General features: G+C 46.6%; 14 protein-coding genes. 6 read left to right on the forward strand and 8 right to left on the reverse strand.

Annotation, left to right across the window (positions count from 1 at the left end):
• Nucleotides 1-84 precede the first annotated feature (84 nt).
• Together galE and GQS64_RS06520 are read left to right on the forward strand one after the other, a co-directional pair.
• The gene (gene galE, locus GQS64_RS06515; RefSeq protein ID WP_077991989.1) at nt 85-1,092 is read left to right on the forward strand and encodes a UDP-glucose 4-epimerase GalE; all 1,008 of its coding nucleotides are present in this window, start codon (nt 85-87) and stop codon (nt 1,090-1,092) included.
• Between the two features lie 23 nt (nt 1,093-1,115).
• Nucleotides 1,116-1,325 carry a TOBE domain-containing protein gene (locus GQS64_RS06520; RefSeq protein WP_198231035.1) on the forward strand — a complete coding sequence of 70 codons (210 nt, stop codon included), beginning with the start codon at nt 1,116-1,118 and terminating at the stop codon, nt 1,323-1,325.
• Nucleotides 1,326-1,915: 590 nt separating this feature from the next.
• On the opposite strand, the gene GQS64_RS06525 is transcribed toward GQS64_RS06520, so the two are convergent.
• From GQS64_RS06525 to GQS64_RS06555, 7 genes are all read right to left on the reverse strand, one after another.
• Nucleotides 1,916-2,848: a lipid A biosynthesis lauroyl acyltransferase gene (locus tag GQS64_RS06525; RefSeq protein ID WP_198231036.1), complete on the reverse strand. Its 933-nt coding sequence runs from the start codon at nt 2,846-2,848 to the stop codon at nt 1,916-1,918.
• A complete protein-coding gene (locus GQS64_RS06530; protein ID WP_198231037.1) occupies nt 2,848-3,876 on the reverse strand; it encodes a zinc-binding dehydrogenase in 1,029 nt (342 codons plus the stop codon). Before GQS64_RS06530 ends, GQS64_RS06525 begins: the two co-directional genes overlap by 1 nt.
• 50 nt (nt 3,877-3,926) lie before the next feature.
• Nucleotides 3,927-5,204, reverse strand: a complete 1,278-nt coding sequence (locus GQS64_RS06535) for a beta-ketoacyl-ACP synthase (RefSeq protein WP_198231038.1) — start codon at nt 5,202-5,204, stop codon at nt 3,927-3,929.
• A 10-nt stretch (nt 5,205-5,214) separates the two neighbouring features.
• The gene (locus tag GQS64_RS06540; RefSeq protein WP_198231039.1) at nt 5,215-6,408 is read right to left on the reverse strand and encodes a beta-ketoacyl-ACP synthase; all 1,194 of its coding nucleotides are present in this window, start codon (nt 6,406-6,408) and stop codon (nt 5,215-5,217) included.
• Nucleotides 6,409-6,417: 9 nt separating this feature from the next.
• Nucleotides 6,418-6,705 (reverse strand): acyl carrier protein, encoded by a 288-nt coding sequence (locus GQS64_RS06545; protein ID WP_077992005.1) that lies wholly within the window; start codon nt 6,703-6,705, stop codon nt 6,418-6,420.
• Between the two features lie 234 nt (nt 6,706-6,939).
• Nucleotides 6,940-9,255, reverse strand: a complete 2,316-nt coding sequence (locus GQS64_RS06550) for an NADP-dependent malic enzyme (RefSeq protein WP_077992007.1) — start codon at nt 9,253-9,255, stop codon at nt 6,940-6,942.
• 15 nt (nt 9,256-9,270) lie between these two features.
• On the reverse strand, nt 9,271-10,050 hold the full coding sequence (locus tag GQS64_RS06555; protein WP_198231040.1) for an SDR family oxidoreductase: 780 nt from the start codon (nt 10,048-10,050) through the stop codon (nt 9,271-9,273).
• Nucleotides 10,051-10,310: 260 nt separating this feature from the next.
• Between GQS64_RS06555 and GQS64_RS06560 the strand changes: the two genes are divergently transcribed.
• From GQS64_RS06560 to GQS64_RS06575, 4 genes are read left to right on the forward strand one after another with little or no spacing between them, the layout of a single operon-like run.
• Nucleotides 10,311-11,480: an MlaE family lipid ABC transporter permease subunit gene (locus GQS64_RS06560; protein WP_077992011.1), complete on the forward strand. Its 1,170-nt coding sequence runs from the start codon at nt 10,311-10,313 to the stop codon at nt 11,478-11,480.
• Nucleotides 11,481-11,491: 11 nt separating this feature from the next.
• Entirely contained in the window at nt 11,492-12,331 is an 840-nt protein-coding gene (locus GQS64_RS06565; RefSeq protein ID WP_077992013.1) for an ABC transporter ATP-binding protein, read from the forward strand.
• A gap of 1 nt (nt 12,332) precedes the next feature.
• On the forward strand, nt 12,333-13,298 hold the full coding sequence (locus GQS64_RS06570) for an MlaD family protein (protein WP_077992014.1): 966 nt from the start codon (nt 12,333-12,335) through the stop codon (nt 13,296-13,298).
• Nucleotides 13,295-13,906 (forward strand): ABC-type transport auxiliary lipoprotein family protein, encoded by a 612-nt coding sequence (locus tag GQS64_RS06575; protein WP_246798516.1) that lies wholly within the window; start codon nt 13,295-13,297, stop codon nt 13,904-13,906. The genes GQS64_RS06570 and GQS64_RS06575 overlap by 4 nt, the downstream gene beginning before the upstream one ends.
• 646 nt (nt 13,907-14,552) lie before the next feature.
• Here the strand turns inward: GQS64_RS06575 and GQS64_RS06580 are convergent.
• A complete protein-coding gene (locus tag GQS64_RS06580) occupies nt 14,553-19,580 on the reverse strand; it encodes a hypothetical protein (protein ID WP_198231041.1) in 5,028 nt (1,675 codons plus the stop codon).
• Nucleotides 19,581-19,721: the final 141 nt, after the last annotated feature.

Genomic DNA, 19,721 nt, shown 5'->3' on the forward strand with positions numbered 1-19,721 from the left:
TCTAAAATATTCCTTGTTGCGGCTTGTCAGTGATAGAGAATTCTTTCATAAAAGTCACATCTGTTGTGTTTTACGGGTTTTATTATGAATATTCTGGTAACTGGTGGAGCGGGTTACATTGGGTCGCATTGTTGTGTCGCACTTATGAAGGCCGGCTATCGCGTCGTTATTCTAGATAATTTCGGCAACAGTCATCCTGAAGTATTGCGCAGGATAGAAAAAATTACCGGACGTGCTCCGATCAATGAGTCTGGCGATATAAGGGATCGAAGCTTTGTTGAATATGTTCTGGAGCATCATAAGTGTGATGCTGTTATGCATTTCGCGGGGCTAAAATCGGTTGCCGAATCGGAAAAAAAACCTGACCTCTATTACGATTGCAATGTTGTTGGCAGTTTAAGGCTATTGCAAGCCATGAAATCAACCGGCGTCAAGAAATTGGTTTTTTCTTCAACTGCTACTGTTTATGGTGTTCCGAAATATCTCCCTTACGATGAAAAACATCCCCTCAATCCTGTAAGCGTTTATGGTCGCACGAAATTGACAGTCGAGAATATGTTGCGTGACTTTTACGCGAGTGATCCGACATGGGCATTTTCGATTCTGCGTTATTTTAATCCCGTCGGCGCCGACGAGAGCGGATTGATTGGTGAAGATCCTAAAGGAACACCCAATAATCTTATGCCGATTATTGCTCAGGCTGCATCCGGAAGACGCGATAAAGTGATGATCTGGGGGAATGATTATGATACCGAAGATGGAACCGGAGTGCGTGATTATATTCATGTGAGTGACTTGGCAGAGGGGCATTTACGAGCCTTGAAAACCTTGGAACATCCCGGTTGCGATGTCATCAACCTTGGGCGTGGGCGCGGCTATAGCGTGATGGATGTTATCAAGGCATTTGAACATATATCCAACAGGAAAATAAAATATGAAGTCGGGCCAAGACGCCCCGGTGATATTGGGGAATTTTTTGCCAATCCATCAACCGCATTTGAAAAGCTTCATTGGCGTGCCGAAAAAGATTTGGAAAAAATGTGCACCGATATGTGGAATTTTCAGGTCAAGAACCCAGATGGTTATAAATAGGGTTTTATTAAGAAGGAAATATCATGAAAATTAGTGCACGTAATATATTGAAGGGTAAGATTGTAGCCATCAAAAAGGGTGCTACAACCGCCCATGTCCAGATTGATATTGGTGGCGCAATTGTAACAGCCTCCATCACCAACGAAGCGGTTGATGATCTACAGTTGAAGGAAGGTGAACAAGCCGCTGCTGTTATAAAATCTTCCGATGTCATGGTCGCTGTTGCTGACTGAGCCGGTTTATTTTCACTCGTCAGCCCGTCACATGTAACGCTCCCGGCTCGCCCGTTTTACTTTAAAAAAGTTTCCGGTTATCAGCTTTCATCCGGAAAATCGGGCGGGTTTCATAGCGGGCAAATGGCTGTGTTTGCCCGCAGTGAAGCTGTCATCGGCCTTGTCTTCTGACAAGCGGTTTTGTCTTCTGACAAGCGGTTTCGTCTCACGACAACCGGTTTTGTTTCCGGATAAGGGGTTTTGTAACCAGACAAAAGACCAAGCTTTCTTGCCGGAGCTTGGCTATTCTTTATGTTCCGGCACGCTGTTGAGCCGGTGTGTTTGAATTGCAGTCGGAACGACGAAAAAGCACAGCACGATATAACAAAAACGAAGCACGATAAAATGTCAGGTCATCATTGAACATTCTGATGGTGTGTTTGCGGGAAATTACAAAAATTATTAAATCCGCCTGAGTGAAATTTATTAGTCACCATAAAGGATTTCGGGTTTTGTGAAATAGCAGCAATATCCGGATGGTTAAAGGCGGCTTTCCGACACGACAATAAAAAACCAAAGGAAAGGCGATATATCGCTTATCCCTGACGGCTTTAATCGTCCCAGCGTTTATGAAACCACATCCATTGTCCGGGATATTCACGCACCCAGGTTTCGACAATATCATTGAGTTTCTGGGCGGCTTTGACCTCGTCAATATTACCGTCATCATCCTTGGGTAAGTCGAAACGCTCATAAAGCTCAAGGCGATAACGCCCTCCGGGTAGCCGGATAGAGCGGGCAGGGTAGACATCGCAATCATACTGGCGCGCAAGCTTAATCAATAGCGGATTTGTTCTGACAGGTCTGCCGAAAAATGTCCCTTTTATACCGCGCCGAAATTTCTGGTCGACCAGCATACCGACATCTTCACCTTCGGCAAGTTTGCCCGCAAGCGCCCAGGCCGCACCGGCTTTCGAGGGAACGAGATGCCCCATTGCAGTCCGTCTCGCTTTTAAAACGCGTTTGGCAATATAGGGATTGTTGGGGGGGCGAAAAAGCGCAGTAACATTGAGATCGAAAGTTGCGGCACAAATGGGTAAAAGCTCGAAATTGCCGGTATGTGCTGTGAAAAATATGTGCGGCTTTTTTTCGTCCCGAAGCCGGACAAAAATATCAATTCCATCAACTTCAACGAGGCCCGGTTTTTCATCATTCGGATTGAAGTCAAAAATTTTGTCAAGAAACACATATTCGGCAAATAACCGCCCCATATTTTCCCACATTTCAAGGGCGGTTTTGCGGATCCATTGCGGATCTTTTTCAGGATATGCCTTGCGCAGATTTTCCAGCGCTATTTTGTGGCGCGGCAGTAACGGCCCGACAGTGCGGGCAAACCACGCGAAAAAGCCGATGCCGGCCTTTGCAGGCAGGTGGCTGACAAGCGCCATCAATCCGGAAACAAAATGGGCCCAAGACCAGTCCCACCAGTCTTTCAGCTTTGCCCGCAAACGAAAAAGGATAAGCTTTAAACGCAATTTCTGCATCAATTGATTTTCAGGATGATTTTACCGAACACTTCACGACTTTCCATCCGTTCCAGTGCTTTTTCAATATCGTCAAAATTAACAATTGTATCGATAACGGGGTGGACAATACCTTGCGCCATTTTTTGCATGGCATTGGCCATATTTTCCATGCGACAGCCAAAAGAACCGAAAATCTTCAATTGTTGTTGGAAGAGCTGCATCAGGTTCATTTGTGTGGAGACGCCGGAAGTCGAACCACAGGTGACAAGACGACCGCCCCGTTTCAGACTAAGCATGGAACCGGCCCAGGTATCGGCACCGACATGTTCAAAGACCACGTCAACACCTTTTTTCTTGGTCAATTTCCGCACAACATGTTCAAAACGATCATCGCGATAATTGATGACAACGTCTGCGCCAAGAGCTTTTGCTTTTTCCATTTTGCTGTCGGAGCCGACCGTCGTATAGACGGTGCAGCCCATGCGCTTTGCCAACTGGATCGCCGCAGAACCGATACCGGAGCCGCCAGCATGGACAAGAACGGTTTCACCGGGTTGAAGTTTGGCATTGTCGAACAACATATGTTCGACTGTACCGAATGTGATGGGAGCAACGGCTGCGTCAATTTCGTCGCAATCAAGTGGTGCCGGTACCAATAAACGAGCAGGCAAATTCACCGCTTCGCAGGCAAAACCGTCAATATGAAAGCCGTGAACACCACTTACATGCGTGCAAAGATTATCACGTCCTTCACGACAAGCTTTACAAAGTCCACAAGTTTTTGCCCCGTAAATGGAAACGAGCTGGCCAACCTGAAGATTGCCGACGCCCGAACCGACTGACCGGATAATTCCGGAAGCTTCAGCACCGATCGTCAGTGGTAACTTACGCTTTGCAAAGGCCATTCCGCGCCAGCCCCAAACATCAATATGATTGAGTGCTACCGCTTTTATCTCGACCGTAACTTCACCATTACCAGGAGCCGGAGGTGGTGCTATTTCGGTTAATTCAAGACGTTTGTCGTCAAGCAATTGCAATGCGCGCATGACCAATCCTTCTTAAAATAATTTGCCAGAGAAGAAAACTAAACGGTGAGTTACCCGTTATAGCCTCTGATGACAAGACTTTCGTTTTGACCACCAAACCCGAAAGAATTTGAAAGAACAGATGTCACCTTCGCCTTGCGGCATTTGTTTGGAACAACATCAAGCTGAATTGCCGGATCAGGTTCATCATAATTGATGGTCGGTGGCATAATTCCTGTCCGGATGGTCAAAAGCGAAAAAACAGCCTCTATAGCGCCGGCCGCGGTCAATGTGTGGCCGATCATGGACTTGTTCGATGACACCGGAACCTTATGGATATGTTCGCCAAATACATTCGACAAAGCCAGATATTCCATTTTTTCATTTTCCGGCGTGGAAGTCCCATGGGCGTTGATATAATCAATATCATCAATGCCGATGCCTGCATCTTCCAATGCTTTGCGCATTGAACCGGTTGCGGGCGAAGCGTCGGGTTTGGAACGGGTGCGATGAAAATCGTCAGCCGTTTCACCGCATCCGGCAAGCAGCCCCAGAACTTTCGCGCCGCGTTTTAATGCGCTTTCGAGAGATTCAAGAACAAGTGCTCCCGCACCTTCAGCCATGACAAAACCGTCACGGCCTTTGCTGAAAGGTTTTGAAGCCTTTTCAGGTATCTGGTTCTGGGTTGATAAAGCCGATAGCAAAGAAAAGCGTATCAACGCTTCGGCAGACACCGAACCGTCGGTACCGATAGTCAAAGCACGATCGGTTTCGCCGCGTCTTATCGCTTCAACACCAAGTTGAATTGCTGTTGCTCCGGACGCACAGGCGGTCGATAAGGTGATTGGCAAACCAATTGTTCCAAACCGGTCTTTCAATCGTTCGGCTATATATCCGAATTGGGTTGTCTCGAAGAAACTGTGATGGGGATTTTTGGCACAAACTTCCAAAATAGCCTGATAGGAGGGAGCTTTTTCGTGATCGACTTCAGCATCAAGTGCAAAACGTGATTTCCAATCCAGTTCTACCGGCGGAGCAGCCAGAAACAATGGACCGTTAAATGCAGCTTCATCAAGCCCTGCTTCGTTGATTGCTTCGCTTGCTGCAATAGTTGCCAGTTTTTCCGATAAAGCGGAAGCACCGACATGGCTTTCTTCAAGAAAATCGACAGTGCCGGCTATTTGTGTTGTCAATCCGTCAACCGGAAAACGTGTTATCCGGTGGATACCGCTGACACCATTGATAAGCTTTTGCCAATTTTCTTCTTTACCTTGGCCTAAAGAGCTGATGACTCCAGCCCCTGTAATTGCGACAAGTGGCCGCCCCAGATGATCGGTATATTTGTCCATTACAAATCCTTTAGCCAGCTATAAGCCGTGCCATACCTTCGGCTCTCGTTGTGCCAACTGTTGAAACAATGACGCTTTCAAGATTACCGTCGAACGGTTTTTCATCTTCACTCAAGGCTTTGAACGCTTGTTTTTTCTTTATCGCTATAGCACCTAGAGCCAAAGCCAGAGGAAACTGGGCTTCACGCCAATGACCGAACAAAGTGGAAACGCCACGATAAGGAAGTCCGCTTTTATCCCATAAAGCTTTTTCGGTTCCGGTGATGCCTTTCACACCTGACGCACCCGATACAACCAGATCATTTTGTCCTGACCCGCCGGTTCCTTTGACATGTTCAAACATTCTCTCCAATGTTTTATCAAGGGAAGCGGTTTTTCGGTTTGTTTGATCGGTCACAAAGTCGGAAACAGTGGCGTAAATCTTTGCACCGCGTTTTTTGGCATATTCCAAACTTTCAAGAACGAGGAAAACACCGCCTGAGCCGGTAACAAGCCCGCCGCCTTGGGAATTTTCCCGCTGCCAGACCGGAGACCACCCGTCCCGTTTCAAAAGTTGTCCCAGTTCCTGTCCCAAAAGCATATCATAATGTTGGGAATTATAAGACCCTCCAACAAGAGCATGGGTGCTCTGGCCGGATCGAATTCTTGCAGTTGCAACCATAAAAGCCGCAAGACCGCTTGCCTCTTCCCCCATGAAACTACGGGAAGAACCGATAACCTTGTGAACAATAGAGATATTACCAGCCAAAAGATTGGATAATTGCGCCAAAAAAAGAGTTGGCCGTAATTCGGTTGAAAGCGTTTCATTCAACATGACACCACGGTTTGTTGATGTCCTGCCTTTGTTGAGAATTTCAACATCGACATTGATGTCGCGCTCGCCGCCACCGGCAGCAACAATCATATCCATGGTCGAAGTTACCGGAAGGTCATCTTTGACACCGGCATCTTCCAATGCAAGACCGGCTGCATAAGTGCCCAATCTCTGCCATGTTTCCATCTGTCGCTGATCGCTGCGCTTGGGAATTTGCAGGCTCCAGTCAACTTCACCAAGAGCGTGAACTGTATAAGGAGCAAAGCTTTCCTGATCGAGGTGTGGTGCGAGCGGAGACGCATTCAACATCTCCCAATGTTTCTCGACACCCTCTCCAAGGGAGCTTATCAGACCTATACCGGTAATGACGACAGAATGGTTGTTTGGCATTATATAAGATTATCCGGCGTTTTTCTTGGCTTCAACGAGTTCGTCAATCTTCTTGCAAAGATTTTCCAGAACAAAATATTCATCAGTTCCGACTTTGCCTTCATTAACATCCTGCGTCCATTTTTCCAGCGGTATTTTGATACCGAAATCTTTGTCTATAGCAAAAACAATATCCAGAAAGTCAAGACTATCAATGCCCAGATCGTCGATGGCATGGCTATCCGGCTTAATCGTATTGCGATCGATCTCGCTTGTTTCAGCGATGATGTCGGCAACTCTGTCAAACGTAGAGGTCAATGTGCAATTCCTTTTAATTGTTATGGCTGTCAACCAGCCTCTTAGCGAATCTTTCTAGCGTCTTTCTCGATTAAAAAAAAGACTGAAAGCAGAATTAACATTTCTTATTGCTTCACGGAAACAATATTCCGCCTCTTCCACTATAAAGCCCGTTCCAATTAGGCTTTTTTATGAAAAAAGAGACGGAATACGGTTTACAAAGACAAGTCGGGTAAAAAATGAACAGGATGAAACCTATCCGTTTTGTTTTTGATTCCTTTTTGTATTTGCTTCAAGGACAGCCAATGCAGTCATATTGACAACGCCGCGCGAGGTAACCGAGGTTGTTAAAATATGGGCCGGTCGTGCCGTACCTAACAGAATTGGCCCTACATGCAGGGCATCTGTCAGATTTTTCACGACGTTGAGCGTGATATTGGCAGCGTCAAGATTTGGAAAAACAAGAAGATTTGCTTCCCCCTTCAGTCGGGAACCGGGAAAAACACGATCACGCAATATTTGTGAGAGAGCAGCATCACCATGCATTTCACCATCCGATTCAAGATCGGGAAAACGTTCGGCGAGAATTTCCGAAGCTTTACGCATCTTTTTCGCAGAATCTGTATCCTTGGAACCGAAATTGGAATGTGAAAGCAGTGCGACTTTCGGCTCTATACCAAAGCCGCGAACCTCTTCGGCAGCAAGCGCGGCCATTTCGACAATTTGTTCTGCCGTCGGATCGGTATTCACATAAGTATCGGTAAGAAACAGCGTTCCGCGCTGTGAAATTAACAAGCTCAAGGCAGAAAATTGCCCGACTTTGTTTTCAAGGCCGATAATCTGGTCCACAAGCTGGAGATTTCGGCTGAAACGCCCGCCAAGGCCGCAAATCATCGCGTCTGCTTCGTCACGCATGACTGCCAGCGCGGCAATAGCGGTTGTAGATGTCCGGACAATGGTTTTAGCTGCTTCCGGTGTGACACCACGCCGCCCTGTGTAATGGAGAAGCAGATCAACGTAATCGCGGTAGCGCGGGTCGTTTTGCGGGTTAATCAGCTCGAAATCTTTGCCAGGCCTAATTCTTAAGCCAAAACGTTTCAATCGTGCTTCGACAACTTCCGGACGACCGATCAGAATCGGAACAGCAGTCTGGTCTTCAAGAACAATTTGGGCGGCACGAAGTACACGCTCGTCTTCACCGTCAGCATAAATAACGCGCTTATGTTGGGCAGATTTGGCAGCAGCAAAAACCGGCTTCATGATAAGTCCGGAGCGGAAAACAAAGCGGTTCAGCTTGTCTATATAAGCATTCATATCCGTGATCGGTCGTGTCGCGACACCCGATTCCATCGCTGCTTTTGCAACGGCTGGCGAGATGCGCAGAATAAGCCGGGGGTCAAAAGGCGAGGGGATCAGATAATTCGGACCAAAGTTCAAGGCCTCGCCCGAATAGGCGCGAGCTGCCACATCGGAAGGTTCTTCTTTGGCGAGAGCTGCAATTGCATAGACAGCCGCCGCTTTCATCTCCTCGTTGATTGCCGTTGCCCCGACATCAAGTGCACCACGGAAAATATAAGGAAAGCACAAAACATTATTGACCTGATTGGGGTAGTCTGAACGACCGGTACATATCATTGCATCGGGGCGTACTTTCCGCGCTTCTTCCGGCATAATTTCAGGTGTCGGATTGGCAAGAGCAAGAATGAGTGGCGTTTTAGCCATCTTTGCTACCATTTCAGGTTTTAAAACATTACCGGCAGAAACGCCCAAAAAAATGTCGGCATCCCCGATGATGTCGTCAAGCTTGCGCGCATCGGTTTTCTGCGCATAGACGCTTTTCCAGCGATCCATCAAAGCTTCACGCCCTTCATAAACAACGCCTTCAAGATCGCTCACCCAGATATTTTCTTTTTTTGCTCCGAGGCGAACCAATAGATTGAGGCAGGCAAGGGCGGCCGCTCCGGCTCCGGAAGCGACAATTTTTACATCTTTGATGTTCTTGTGAGCGAGTTCAAGTCCGTTAATAACGGCCGCGCCAACGATAATGGCAGTACCGTGCTGGTCGTCGTGAAATACCGGAATATTCATCCGCTCCCTGAGTTGCTCTTCAACTTCAAAACATTCGGGTGCTTTTATGTCTTCGAGATTGATACCGCCGAAAGTCGGCTCCAATGCTGCAACAGTATCAACAATATGGGGAATGTCATTGGCATCTATTTCAATGTCAAATACATCAATATTGGCAAATTTTTTGAAGAGTACAGCCTTGCCTTCCATAACCGGCTTGGCTGCGAGCGGTCCGATATTGCCGAGGCCGAGGACTGCCGTACCGTTAGAGACCACAGCAACCAGATTTGAGCGTGCAGTATATTCGGCGGCGGTTTTCGGATCATCGTGGATAGCCTCGCAAGGGGCAGCTACACCGGGAGAATAGGCAAGCGCCAAATCGCGCTGGTTTCCCAAAGGTGTGGTCGGATGTATTTCAAGTTTTCCGGGGTTCGGATAACGGTGATAAAAGAGAGCTGCTTGTTCGAGTTCTACTTGACGGGGGGATTTGTTTTTTTGTGACATCGGGTTAATCCAAATTTAAAAAGCACTTAAATAAGCGCCGCCATCAATGATAAGGTTTTGGCCGGTTATAAAACCGGATTTTGTCGAGCATAAGAACGCACAAGCATGCCCGAATTCTTCCGGATTTCCGAAACGTTTAGCCGGATTCTGATTTTGCCTTTTCGCTACGATTTCATGAACCGGAATTCCGGTCTTTTCCGATGCTGCGGCAAAACTTTGTTTTAAACGGTCAGTCAAGAACGGACCGGGCAAAAGATTATTGATCGTGACATTGTCTGCAACGACTGTACGCGCAATTCCGGCAAGAAAAGATGTTAAACCGGCGCGGGCTCCGGATGAAAGATCGAGACCGGCAATAGGAGCATAGACCGATGTCGATGTTATATTGACAATGCGGCCGAATTTTTTGGCAACCATTTTATCAATGACCGCTTTTATCAATTCGATAGGTGTGACCATATTTTGCGTTACACCATCAATAATTGTGTTGCGATCAAGCTCCCGGAAATCACGAAAGGCAGGACCGTGATTATTTGTGACAAGAATATCGGGATCCGGACATGCTTTGAAGAGATCTCTCTGTCCTTCTTGAGTTGCAACGTCGCCAACCACTTCGATCACAGTTGCACCAGTAAGCGATTTGATTTCTTTCGCTGTCTCGTGAAGACTTTCGCCATGTCGTCCGTTAATGACGACTTCACATCCTTCTTTAGCCAAAGCGATTGCACAAGCTTTGCCTAATCCTTTACTTGACGCGCATATAATCGCTTTACGTGTTGTTAAACCCAAATCCATAGTATTTTTCTTTCAATCCACCTTTTATAATATAAGAACGCGATTATGTCGGCTTTTTTAAGTGGATGCCGCTGTTTTTCATTTTTAGTTGTTGAGATATAGTCTAACTATCCGCAACTGTCATGAGCTACAGGAATGTGTAGCTTACACGAATGTGTTATGTCCAGAAAAACATAGTTAATTGGAGATTAATCTTTCTCGATGATATTTAGGAATGTATTGAGAAGAATCGACATTTCAGGGGGAAATGAACAGGTTGAATGAGTGATCGTATGAAGTCGGCACAACAGAAATTAAATAAACCGGCAATGGTTAGACATGATATAGAGGACGGAGTTCTGTCTGTTTCGTGTCTTGGCTATTGGAATACGCATACGGTATATCTTATCGACGATGAATTACGCAAACTCGAACACGCCGAGTGCAAAAAAGCTGTATTGGATGCTTCCGGTCTCGAAACTCTGGATACAGCCGGTGCATGGGTGCTCGAACGCCTTTATGTCAAGCTCAAAGAACGCAACATAGAGGTCGAGCTGACGGGAACCAAGCATTCGTGGCATTCGCTTCTCATTACTGTCGGTAAAAGTTTTTCCAATAAAGATGATACACTGAACGAACCCAAGCTACCTGCTTATATCCGCTTTTTTTCCGCCCTGGGTGAAAGGGTCATTAACAGCTACCACGATTTTTTATTGGCAATGGATATATTGGGTGCGACGATTCGCGGTTCCCAGATGAAAAAAGGGCGAGGGTCCGGGGTAAGCCTGCCTGCTGTTGTGACACAGATCGACCGGATGGGGGTAGGGGCCGTTCCGATTATCATTCTTATGTCATTTATTGTGGGAGCGATTATTGCCCAGCAAGGTGCATTCCAGTTGCGGCTTTTCGGTGCAGAAATTTTTGTTGTCGATCTGGTTGGTATCCTTGTTTTTCGTGAACTCGGTGTGCTTTTAACGGCGATTATGATTGCCGGACGATCGGGAAGTGCGATCACCGCAGAAATCGGCTCTATGAAAATGCGCGAAGAAACCGACGCATTAAAAGTTATGGGGCTTAACCCGATAGGTGTTCTGATTTTTCCGCGACTCGTCGCTTTGGCGATTATTTTGCCACTCCTGACAGTTATTTCCGATCTTGCAGCATTGATCGGCGCAGGCGTTGTTGCAAACCTTTATTCCAATATTTCGTATGCGGCCTTTATTACCCGTCTGAATGACGCTGTCTATACGACAACCTACTTTGCCGGTCTTATCAAGGCTCCTTTCATGGCACTGATTATCGGAATCATTGCTTCGGTCGAGGGGATGAAGGTTGGTGGCAGTGCAGAATCATTGGGGCAACGCGTAACATCTTCGGTCGTCAAGTCCATTTTTGTTGTTATCGTCATCGACGGTTTTTTTGCAATCTTCTATGCTGCGATCAATTTTTAAGAGGTTTTAAGGTGAAAAGAGCCAAACGAAACCATTCGACACTGGATCTCACAACCGATGAAATCATTTCGGTTCGTGATGTTACAGTGCAGTTCGGCAGCAAGAAAGTTCTCGATGGGCTTAATCTCGATATTCACCGTGGGGAGATTCTCGGGTTCATAGGACCATCGGGTGCCGGAAAATCCGTGTTAATGAGAACAATTCTGGGGCTTAATAAAAAAGTATCCGGACATATCAAAATTCTGGGACAGGATATTGATGAAATTTCAGACAATGAAAAAGTCGAGATTGATATGCGTATGGGCGTATTATTCCAACATGGCGCTTTGTTTTCGGCATTGAATGTCTTGGAAAATATACAGGTTCCCATGCGCGAATATCTGGATTTATCGCCGAAATTGATGGACGAACTTGCCAGATTGAAAATTTCTCTGGTCGGTCTGGAGGCCGATACGGCCGAAAAATATCCTTCCGAGCTTTCAGGTGGTATGATTAAACGTGCAGCACTTGCGCGCGCTTTGGCACTCGACCCGCATATTGTGTTTCTTGATGAACCGACATCCGGCCTTGACCCGATCGGTGCGGCAGATTTCGATCTTCTTATTGAAGATTTACGCGACACTATGGGATTAACTGTATATATGGTAACACACGACCTTGATAGCCTCTACGCTGTTTGTGACAGAATAGCGGTTCTCGGTCATAAAAAGGTTATGGTTGAAGGTACGATAGAGGATATGTTGAAGTTTGACGATCCATGGGTTCAATCGTATTTTCGTGGAAAACGGGCAAGGCAGATTGTTCCGCATAAACGCCACCCTGAACCTGAAATAAAAGAGACGGCAGAGTAAGATGGAAACCAGAGCAGATTATGTGACAGTCGGTATCTTCACTGTGGTGACGCTTATCGCTGCTTTTATGATTGTTTATTTTATTGCCCGAATGGGTGATTCCCACCAGCTCGAACCTTTGGATGTCCGCATTCCCGGCTCTGTTACCGGATTGGGCGAAAGCAGTCAGGTATTCTTTAACGGTATACGGGTTGGTACCGTGCGCCGCCTTGTTCTCGATGACACCAACCCCAATATGGTTATCGCAAAAACAGAGATTAACGGCACAACGCCGATAACCCGCTCGACAGTTGCAACATTGGGATTTCAGGGGTTGACGGGACTTGCTTTTATCGAACTTAAAGGTGGTAGCCTGAAAGAACCGAACCTTCTCGAAGAGGCAAAGAAAGAAGATACAGTTGCACGTATTGATGCCGATCCTTCAACATTCAACAATCTTCTGGCAACCGCACAAGATATTTTTGCCCGTGCAAATTCGACATTGGGCGAAATGGAACGATTTATGAAGGATTCACGCGAGCCGCTTACAGAAACGATAAAAAATACCCGCAATTTCTCTGCGACGTTGAACAACAACACCGACAATGTTCAAAAAATTCTTGATGATACCAGACAGATGATGGCGCGACTGAATACCGCCTCGGAAAAAGCCGATTCCATTATGGCCAAGCTTGACAATATGCTCTCGCCGGATAACCGGAACAGTGTCATTGTTCAGGCTCAACAAACCTTGGCCTCTATTCAAAAGGCGGCCGATACTATAAACGAACATATAGGACCTATCGCCAATAATCTGGAACGTTTTTCGGGGCAGGGGTTACGAAATGTCGAGGCTCTTGTCAGTGATAGCCGTCGTTCGGTTGACCGGATAGAAAGAGCCATTTCGGATTTGGAACGTGATCCACAACGCGTGTTATTCGGCGGGACGGGGACTGTTCCACAATATGACGGGAGAACACGTCGATGATAACAGAACGGAAAAAAGTCAGCCGGTTTCTCTCGGTTTCTCTGGGAATCATGTTTACTGCATCGGTTCTTTCCGGCTGTGGTACACCTTCACGCGACACTTATGATCTATCAATCGGCAATGCCACGCTTGAGGGCGCGCAAAAACATCCGAAAATACAAATTCTGGTTGAACAACCGGATGCTGTTAAAGCGCTTGACGGACAGGACATTGTTGTCAAACAGGGCGGTTCTATTTCCTATCTGAAACGGGCCCAATGGAGCGACCGTCTTCCCGATCTTGTTCAGGCACGTCTCATTCAAGCTTATGACAATAGCAATCATTTCGGTGGTGTCGGGCGTCCGGGAGACGGCTTGGCTATCAATTATCGAATCCTCTCGGACATTCGTTCATTTGACGTCAATGTTATGAATGGGCATAATGTGGCGACCCTTGAGATTGCCGTAAAAATTATGGATGACAGAAACGGTAATATAAAAGCGCAGAAAGTTTTCACAGCCAATTCACCTGTTTCGGGTACAAACAACAATCAATATGCTGCCGCTCTGGATAATGCTTTCAAAAAAATTACCAATGATATTGTCAACTGGACAGTTTCGTCTATTTAGCCAAGGGTTTTTAGCCGGTTTCGCAAATCATAATGCTGCAAGCCACTCGCTCAACGAGCTTGCGCCTGCTTTTTCGTGATATGGCTGAAAATCCGGTAAAAAGAGATTTTGCTGTGGCAGCGTGGCGTAATGCATATTGTTAGATATTGTTAGAATAGGCGAATACCACGCTTACGCAGGCGGATTTCCGCTATTATAAAGCCGCAGTTTTCTTAACATCTCTACAAAATACGGATAGTGGCGGGGTAGATGATGAAGCCATCACTCACGGATTAAAGACTGTTGAATTGCCTTTTGGAGAATAAATATTCATCCTTCCTGAAAACCGGCGGGAATACCGGTTTCAAACAAAATATTTCATTTCGGAGACTTCGATTTTTCAGGTATTTTTGTGCATTTCCAAAAAACAGATTTCCGGTGCGCTGGAGCCGAACGGCTGCACAATTTGCTAGCCAAAAACCAGAGAGCTTGATTATCTCGTTAAAAAACAACTAGCTTGAAGATTTTCAAGAGCGCAAAAAAGCGGTATATCGTGCCGAATTAATAAAGATTCCGGTTCTCGGCTTCAAGAATAACGTTCAAGCGATATTTTTAACCGGATCAGCCTAAGATAAAAAAGGGAGCCGAAGGCTCCCCTCTTTTCAACTTACTGGATGCGTCCACTTGCATGGGCAAGCATTGTATAAACCTTGCCTGTATCCGAAGTCAGATATTTACGTATCGTTTCACGATCACCGGTTTCTCTCGAAACATCACGTAACAATTTTTCAAAATCGGCAATATATTGATTGACCGAACGGCGGAACTCACTGTCAACGAGATATTTTTGGCGAATTTTCTCGAATGTCTTCTGACCACTTAAAGTGTAGAGACGTTGTGTATAGATGTTCCGTTGACCGCGACGATAATGATCCCAAAGCTGAACTGCTGCATTATGATCTATCGCGCGGACAATATCGACAGAAAGCGAATTCAGCGATTCAATCACATGATCGGCAGGGCGGGGCTGCTCGACTTTGGTCAGTGTTGCGACATCGGGTTCATCTCCACGTGATGCGCGAGCCAGCAGGTTTGAAACCCACCCATCTCTCGCCGGAGGTGTTGTCGTTACCTTTGCAGCAGCAGGAGCCGGCTTTGCAGCGAAATTCTGCTTGAACATCGGCATTGTACGAGGCTTTTCGTCAAAAGACGGAGCCGCAGTCCTTAAATTCGCGCTGGAAGAGGCAGGGCGCGAAAAATTATTGCTTTGTGCAGTTTGCTGCATCAATACCGAAAGTTCTTGCAACGCATTGATCTGGTCGGTTACCGCGTGACGCATCTGGTCTGCAGATTCCCTCGTTTGTACCGGCAGTTGGCGAATCGTGTTATTCAAACTGTCGCTTGTTTTTTCAAGTTCGTCCTTGATTGATTGGGTAGCGTGACGAATTTCATCAGTCGCATTGGAGAATTTTGAAGAAGCAACGACCACCATTTCATTGAGACTCTGTTGCAGTCTGAATGCTGAATCGCGTGTGCTTTGGTCGGTTTCTTTCAATGCTGCCCCGATTGCTTCTTCATAATGGGCGATAACTTGACTGATTTCTTCCGACTTTGCCATCAAGGCATTGCTCAATTGAGCCAAAGCATTCTGCTTCTCTTCAACTGTGCCGCTGAACGACGACTGGGATTGTTCAAGCATTTGAACTGCCTGACTGAGAACACCCGCATGTTGATCGATATTCTGCGACATCTGGTTGATTTGTTCGAGAGTATTGCCTGACAAACCTTGTAGAAGCTCGAAATTATTGCTGAGCATCTGGCTGGAATTGTTGATATTCTCGGCAATCTGGTTGCTGTTTTGATAGAACGCATTTGCCGTTTCACTGAGTTGACCGTCAATGTTCTGGATTGAAGCGATCAACGAATTGGCATTGGCACCGATATTCTGCGCAGATTGATCCATTTGCGCCAGTAGACCGGATACATTGCCAAGGAAGTCATCTTTTGCACCCGAAACAGCCTGTAGCGTTTCCGACGTACGTTGTGCCAGTGCATTCAGTAATGCGTCGTTCTGCGCCTGCATGCGTTGCTCGGTTTCTTGTGTCGCCGAGCTGAGTTGGTCGTTAAACTGCGTGGCCATATTACCGATTGATTGTGTGGCTTGCTGAGCTGTCTGACCGAGATTTTCTGCAACGCTTGCCAGTTGCTGAACATTACCGGCAATTTGGCTCGAAGCATTGGCGAATACATTGTTGACGTTTTCGCCAACGCTATTCAATTGATAACCGATATTATTCTGCAATTGCTGCATCGTTTCGTTCAGCAGATTAGAACGTTCCGACAACGACTGTTCGATGGACTGGGCTGAAGCTTCGACGACAGAGTTAAAACGCTCGGCTTGCTGGTTGATAATCCCTTCAGCGCGAGACATTTCCGTATCTAAAGTTGTTGTCAATGTCTGTCCGGCTTCGTTGAAACGGCTTGCTGCTTCATTAATTCTGGAATCGAGTGAAGAGAGAATATTATCTCCGGCTTCGGCAAGTGCCTTGCCAACATTATCCGACTGTTCTGTAAGACTGGTTACAGCACGTTGCCCTGAAGCCGTGAGAACGCCCTCGGCTTTTACTGCAACATCGGCAAAGGACGAGACAAATTCCTGACTTATGTCGGAAATTCTCGAATGAACCTTATCTGTCTCGCTATTCAATGTCGAAAGAATACCATCACTCATATTGGTAAGTGTCGATTGGAGTTTTGCCGCTTCGTCATTGAAAGAGGAAAGTACCTGATTACCCGATTGGGAGAGCATGGCAGAAGCCTTGTCTGTCACTTCGGTGAGTGAAACCTTTAATGTTTCATTTGAATTTTCGATGGCGTTGCGGGTTTTTTCAGTTTCTTCGGCGATTGACGTTGTCAATCCGTTACCGGCCGCCGAAAGAACGTCTGAAGCTTTTTGTGTTGCCTCTCCAAGGCTATTGACAAGTTTGTCATTGGCCTCTGTCAGCAAGGAATGTGCCTTGTCTGTTTGGCTCGACAAATTCGTAACGAGACTACCGCTCGACTGGGAAATCAACTCGGCGGTCTTTTTAGCTTCATTACTGAAAACTTCCGATGCGGCCGCTATATTGTCACGCAAATCTCCCGCGAGAGAGACAGCAGAATCTTCCAAAGTTGTTTTGACATTATGAACGCCGACTTCCAATGCTTTTTGCATGGTCTGGGTGCGTTCGTCGAGGATCGCCGTCTGTTCAGAGAATGAACGTGTAATGCCTTCATTGTTCTCCGTCACAATGTTTTTCAGTTCATCGGACCTTTGCCCCAGCAAATTGCTTTGGACTTCCAACGAACGGGTGACTTCGCCCAAGGTCGTGGTAAGGCTGTTTTCCAACTCTCTGGCGCGTTCGGTTATCGTATTGGAGCTGGTTGTCAGGCTTTTATTCATAGAACCGATACGCTCGTCGACGGATGCCAACAATGAATCATTGGAAACAGCCAATGCTTTTTCGAGCATTTCGGTGTGATTTTTCAAAGTATCCAGATGGTTTGTGAACGTAGATTTCAACGATTCACTATTGCTGCTAATAGCATCCTGAACTTTCAAAACCTGATTACCGACGGTTTCGTTAAAAGTTGCATCACCTTTTGCAATGACATCCTTGATGTAATCAATGCGTTCCTCAAGTACACGCGCTTGATCGGCCAGAACTTCATTGAGCGCAGAGCTGTTGACGGTGAGGGAATCCCTCAAAGCATCAGCTCTGGTGTCGATATTGCGCGTTTGCGTATCCAGCAATTCGTTGGCTGTCTCAAAACTTTTTTCGATAGCCGCTTGTAGTGCTCCGGTGCGTTGTTCAATACCCTCGACATAGCCTTGCGAACGTTTGTCGAGCATTTCAACATTTTTAACCATAACTTCTTCAATACCGGTTACATGTTGTGAAAGCACGTCGATCTGGCCTTTTACAATCGCAGAAAGCTTATCTGTCTCGCCACCCAGCATTTCGGTGATGAGTTCACGACCTTCGGCGATCTGTGATTTGAACGCTTCGGCGCGGTTCTTGAGCATATCGCCAAGCGAAATGTCCAAACCGGCTATCTGGTCGGCAAGTATTTTTTTACCGTCATCAACAGTCGTGAGAAAATCATTACGACCGGATGTGAACGCATTGGCAATATCAATGGCACGGGCTTTAAGTGTCTCATTTATTTCTGACGCACGTGAATCGAGTACTCCGCCAAGCTTCTCGGTGTTTTCTTCAAGTTCTTGAGCGCGTTTAATAAATGAATCGATTATCGTGTTGCCTCGTTCGTCCAACGATTTGTCGACGTCGGACAAGCGTTTTTCAAATGCTGCGATAGCTGCTGTTGTTGCATTGTCAAATTCGGCCGACAATGTGTTTGCATGGCTGCCCAGCTTGGATATTCTTTCGTCGAACGTGGATAATACGCGTTCGGTTGCAGCTTGCATCCGCTGTCCGAGTTCTTCGGCTCGCTGTTCTGCTTGCTCGGCTCCCTGATTGAAACTTGACGATATTTTCGCACTGTTGGATTCAAGCCGTTCGGTTGCGTTATTCACGCTTTGCTCTAAATTATTGTAGAGTTCGGAATTCTGTTTTTGCAATTCCTCGGCAGTCTGACGGAACTTTTCGGCAAGTTCACCACTGACACCTTCGCCGACTTCGGCAAGGCGTGCAACGAGATCTTCTCCCTGTTGCTGGAGTGATTTTGTCAGTGTTTTTGTGACGTTTTCAACATTGGCGGAAATGTTGGAGGTAATGAGGCTAAATTCCTTGCCTAGCTCGTTTTGCGTTCCGCGAATGGTTGATTGTACACGATCGGCATGGCCAAGAATCGCCTCGCGTTCTGTGCTCAATTCGCTGATAAGATTATGAATGCGTGATTCGTTTTCTGTATAAGCGCGTTCAAGGTTTTGTACTTCACCCTGAATAAGTGCTTCAAGTTCTACCGCACGCGACAACGTCCGTTCGATGCCTTCGTTCATAGCGGCGACTTCCTGACGGATCGTCTTGCCTAACGAAACAGCGTGTTCCTCTGTCGATTGCGGATGGCTTAGTCGTAATGCAGCATCGCTGACCGCGGCCGCGATATTCTTGAGTTCGCTCGAACGTTTCGATAATTGTGCAAATCCCCAGAACATCAAAATAGGCACTGCCGTTCCCGCAGCCACCGCAAGACCGACAGGAGTGGTAGCAAATGCGGCAAGTCCTGCCGGTGCCAATGTATTTGCAACGTAAGCACCACCGGCTGCCCAAAGTGCACTTAAAGCTGTTGTGCTCCAATAAATGCGCGATGGTTTGTTGGTATAGGTTCCACGAACGGCAACAAGATTGAGGTCGTCATTGGCAGGGCGAGGCTGATTGGCGATCAGTGTGTCGTGAACCGTACCACCAGTTGATTCGCGCACCGGTTTTTTACCGAAAAGGCTTTCTGCCACAGATTCGTCAACAGCCGGTCCCGCCGGACCGTTGCGTTTCGCAGACGGTGCACTTTCGGCGGCAAGTTCTTCTGTCGCTTGCGCTATCTGCTCGGCAAGGTCATCAAGATCTATGAGCCCGTTGTTTGATTGGGCAGCATTGTCTTTTGTCGGGGCATTATCGAAGTTGAAGTCTAAAGCCTGTTCAAGTGCTTCTTCTACTTCGACATCAATCTTTTCTGCCTTGGTTCTGCGTGCCATCTTAGCCTCTTTACTCTATACACATTGAAAGACGGTGGTACTTTCAATAAAGCTTGCCTATCCTAACCTTTAAGGAATTAGAAAGGAATACGTTCTTGGCTAAAGTTTGAAAAGTTTTAAGATAAAGTTAACGGAACTTCG

The sequence above is a fragment of the Bartonella sp. P0282 genome (genome assembly GCF_048452985.1).
GTDB classification, from domain to species: Bacteria; Pseudomonadota; Alphaproteobacteria; order Rhizobiales; family Rhizobiaceae; genus Bartonella; species Bartonella choladocola.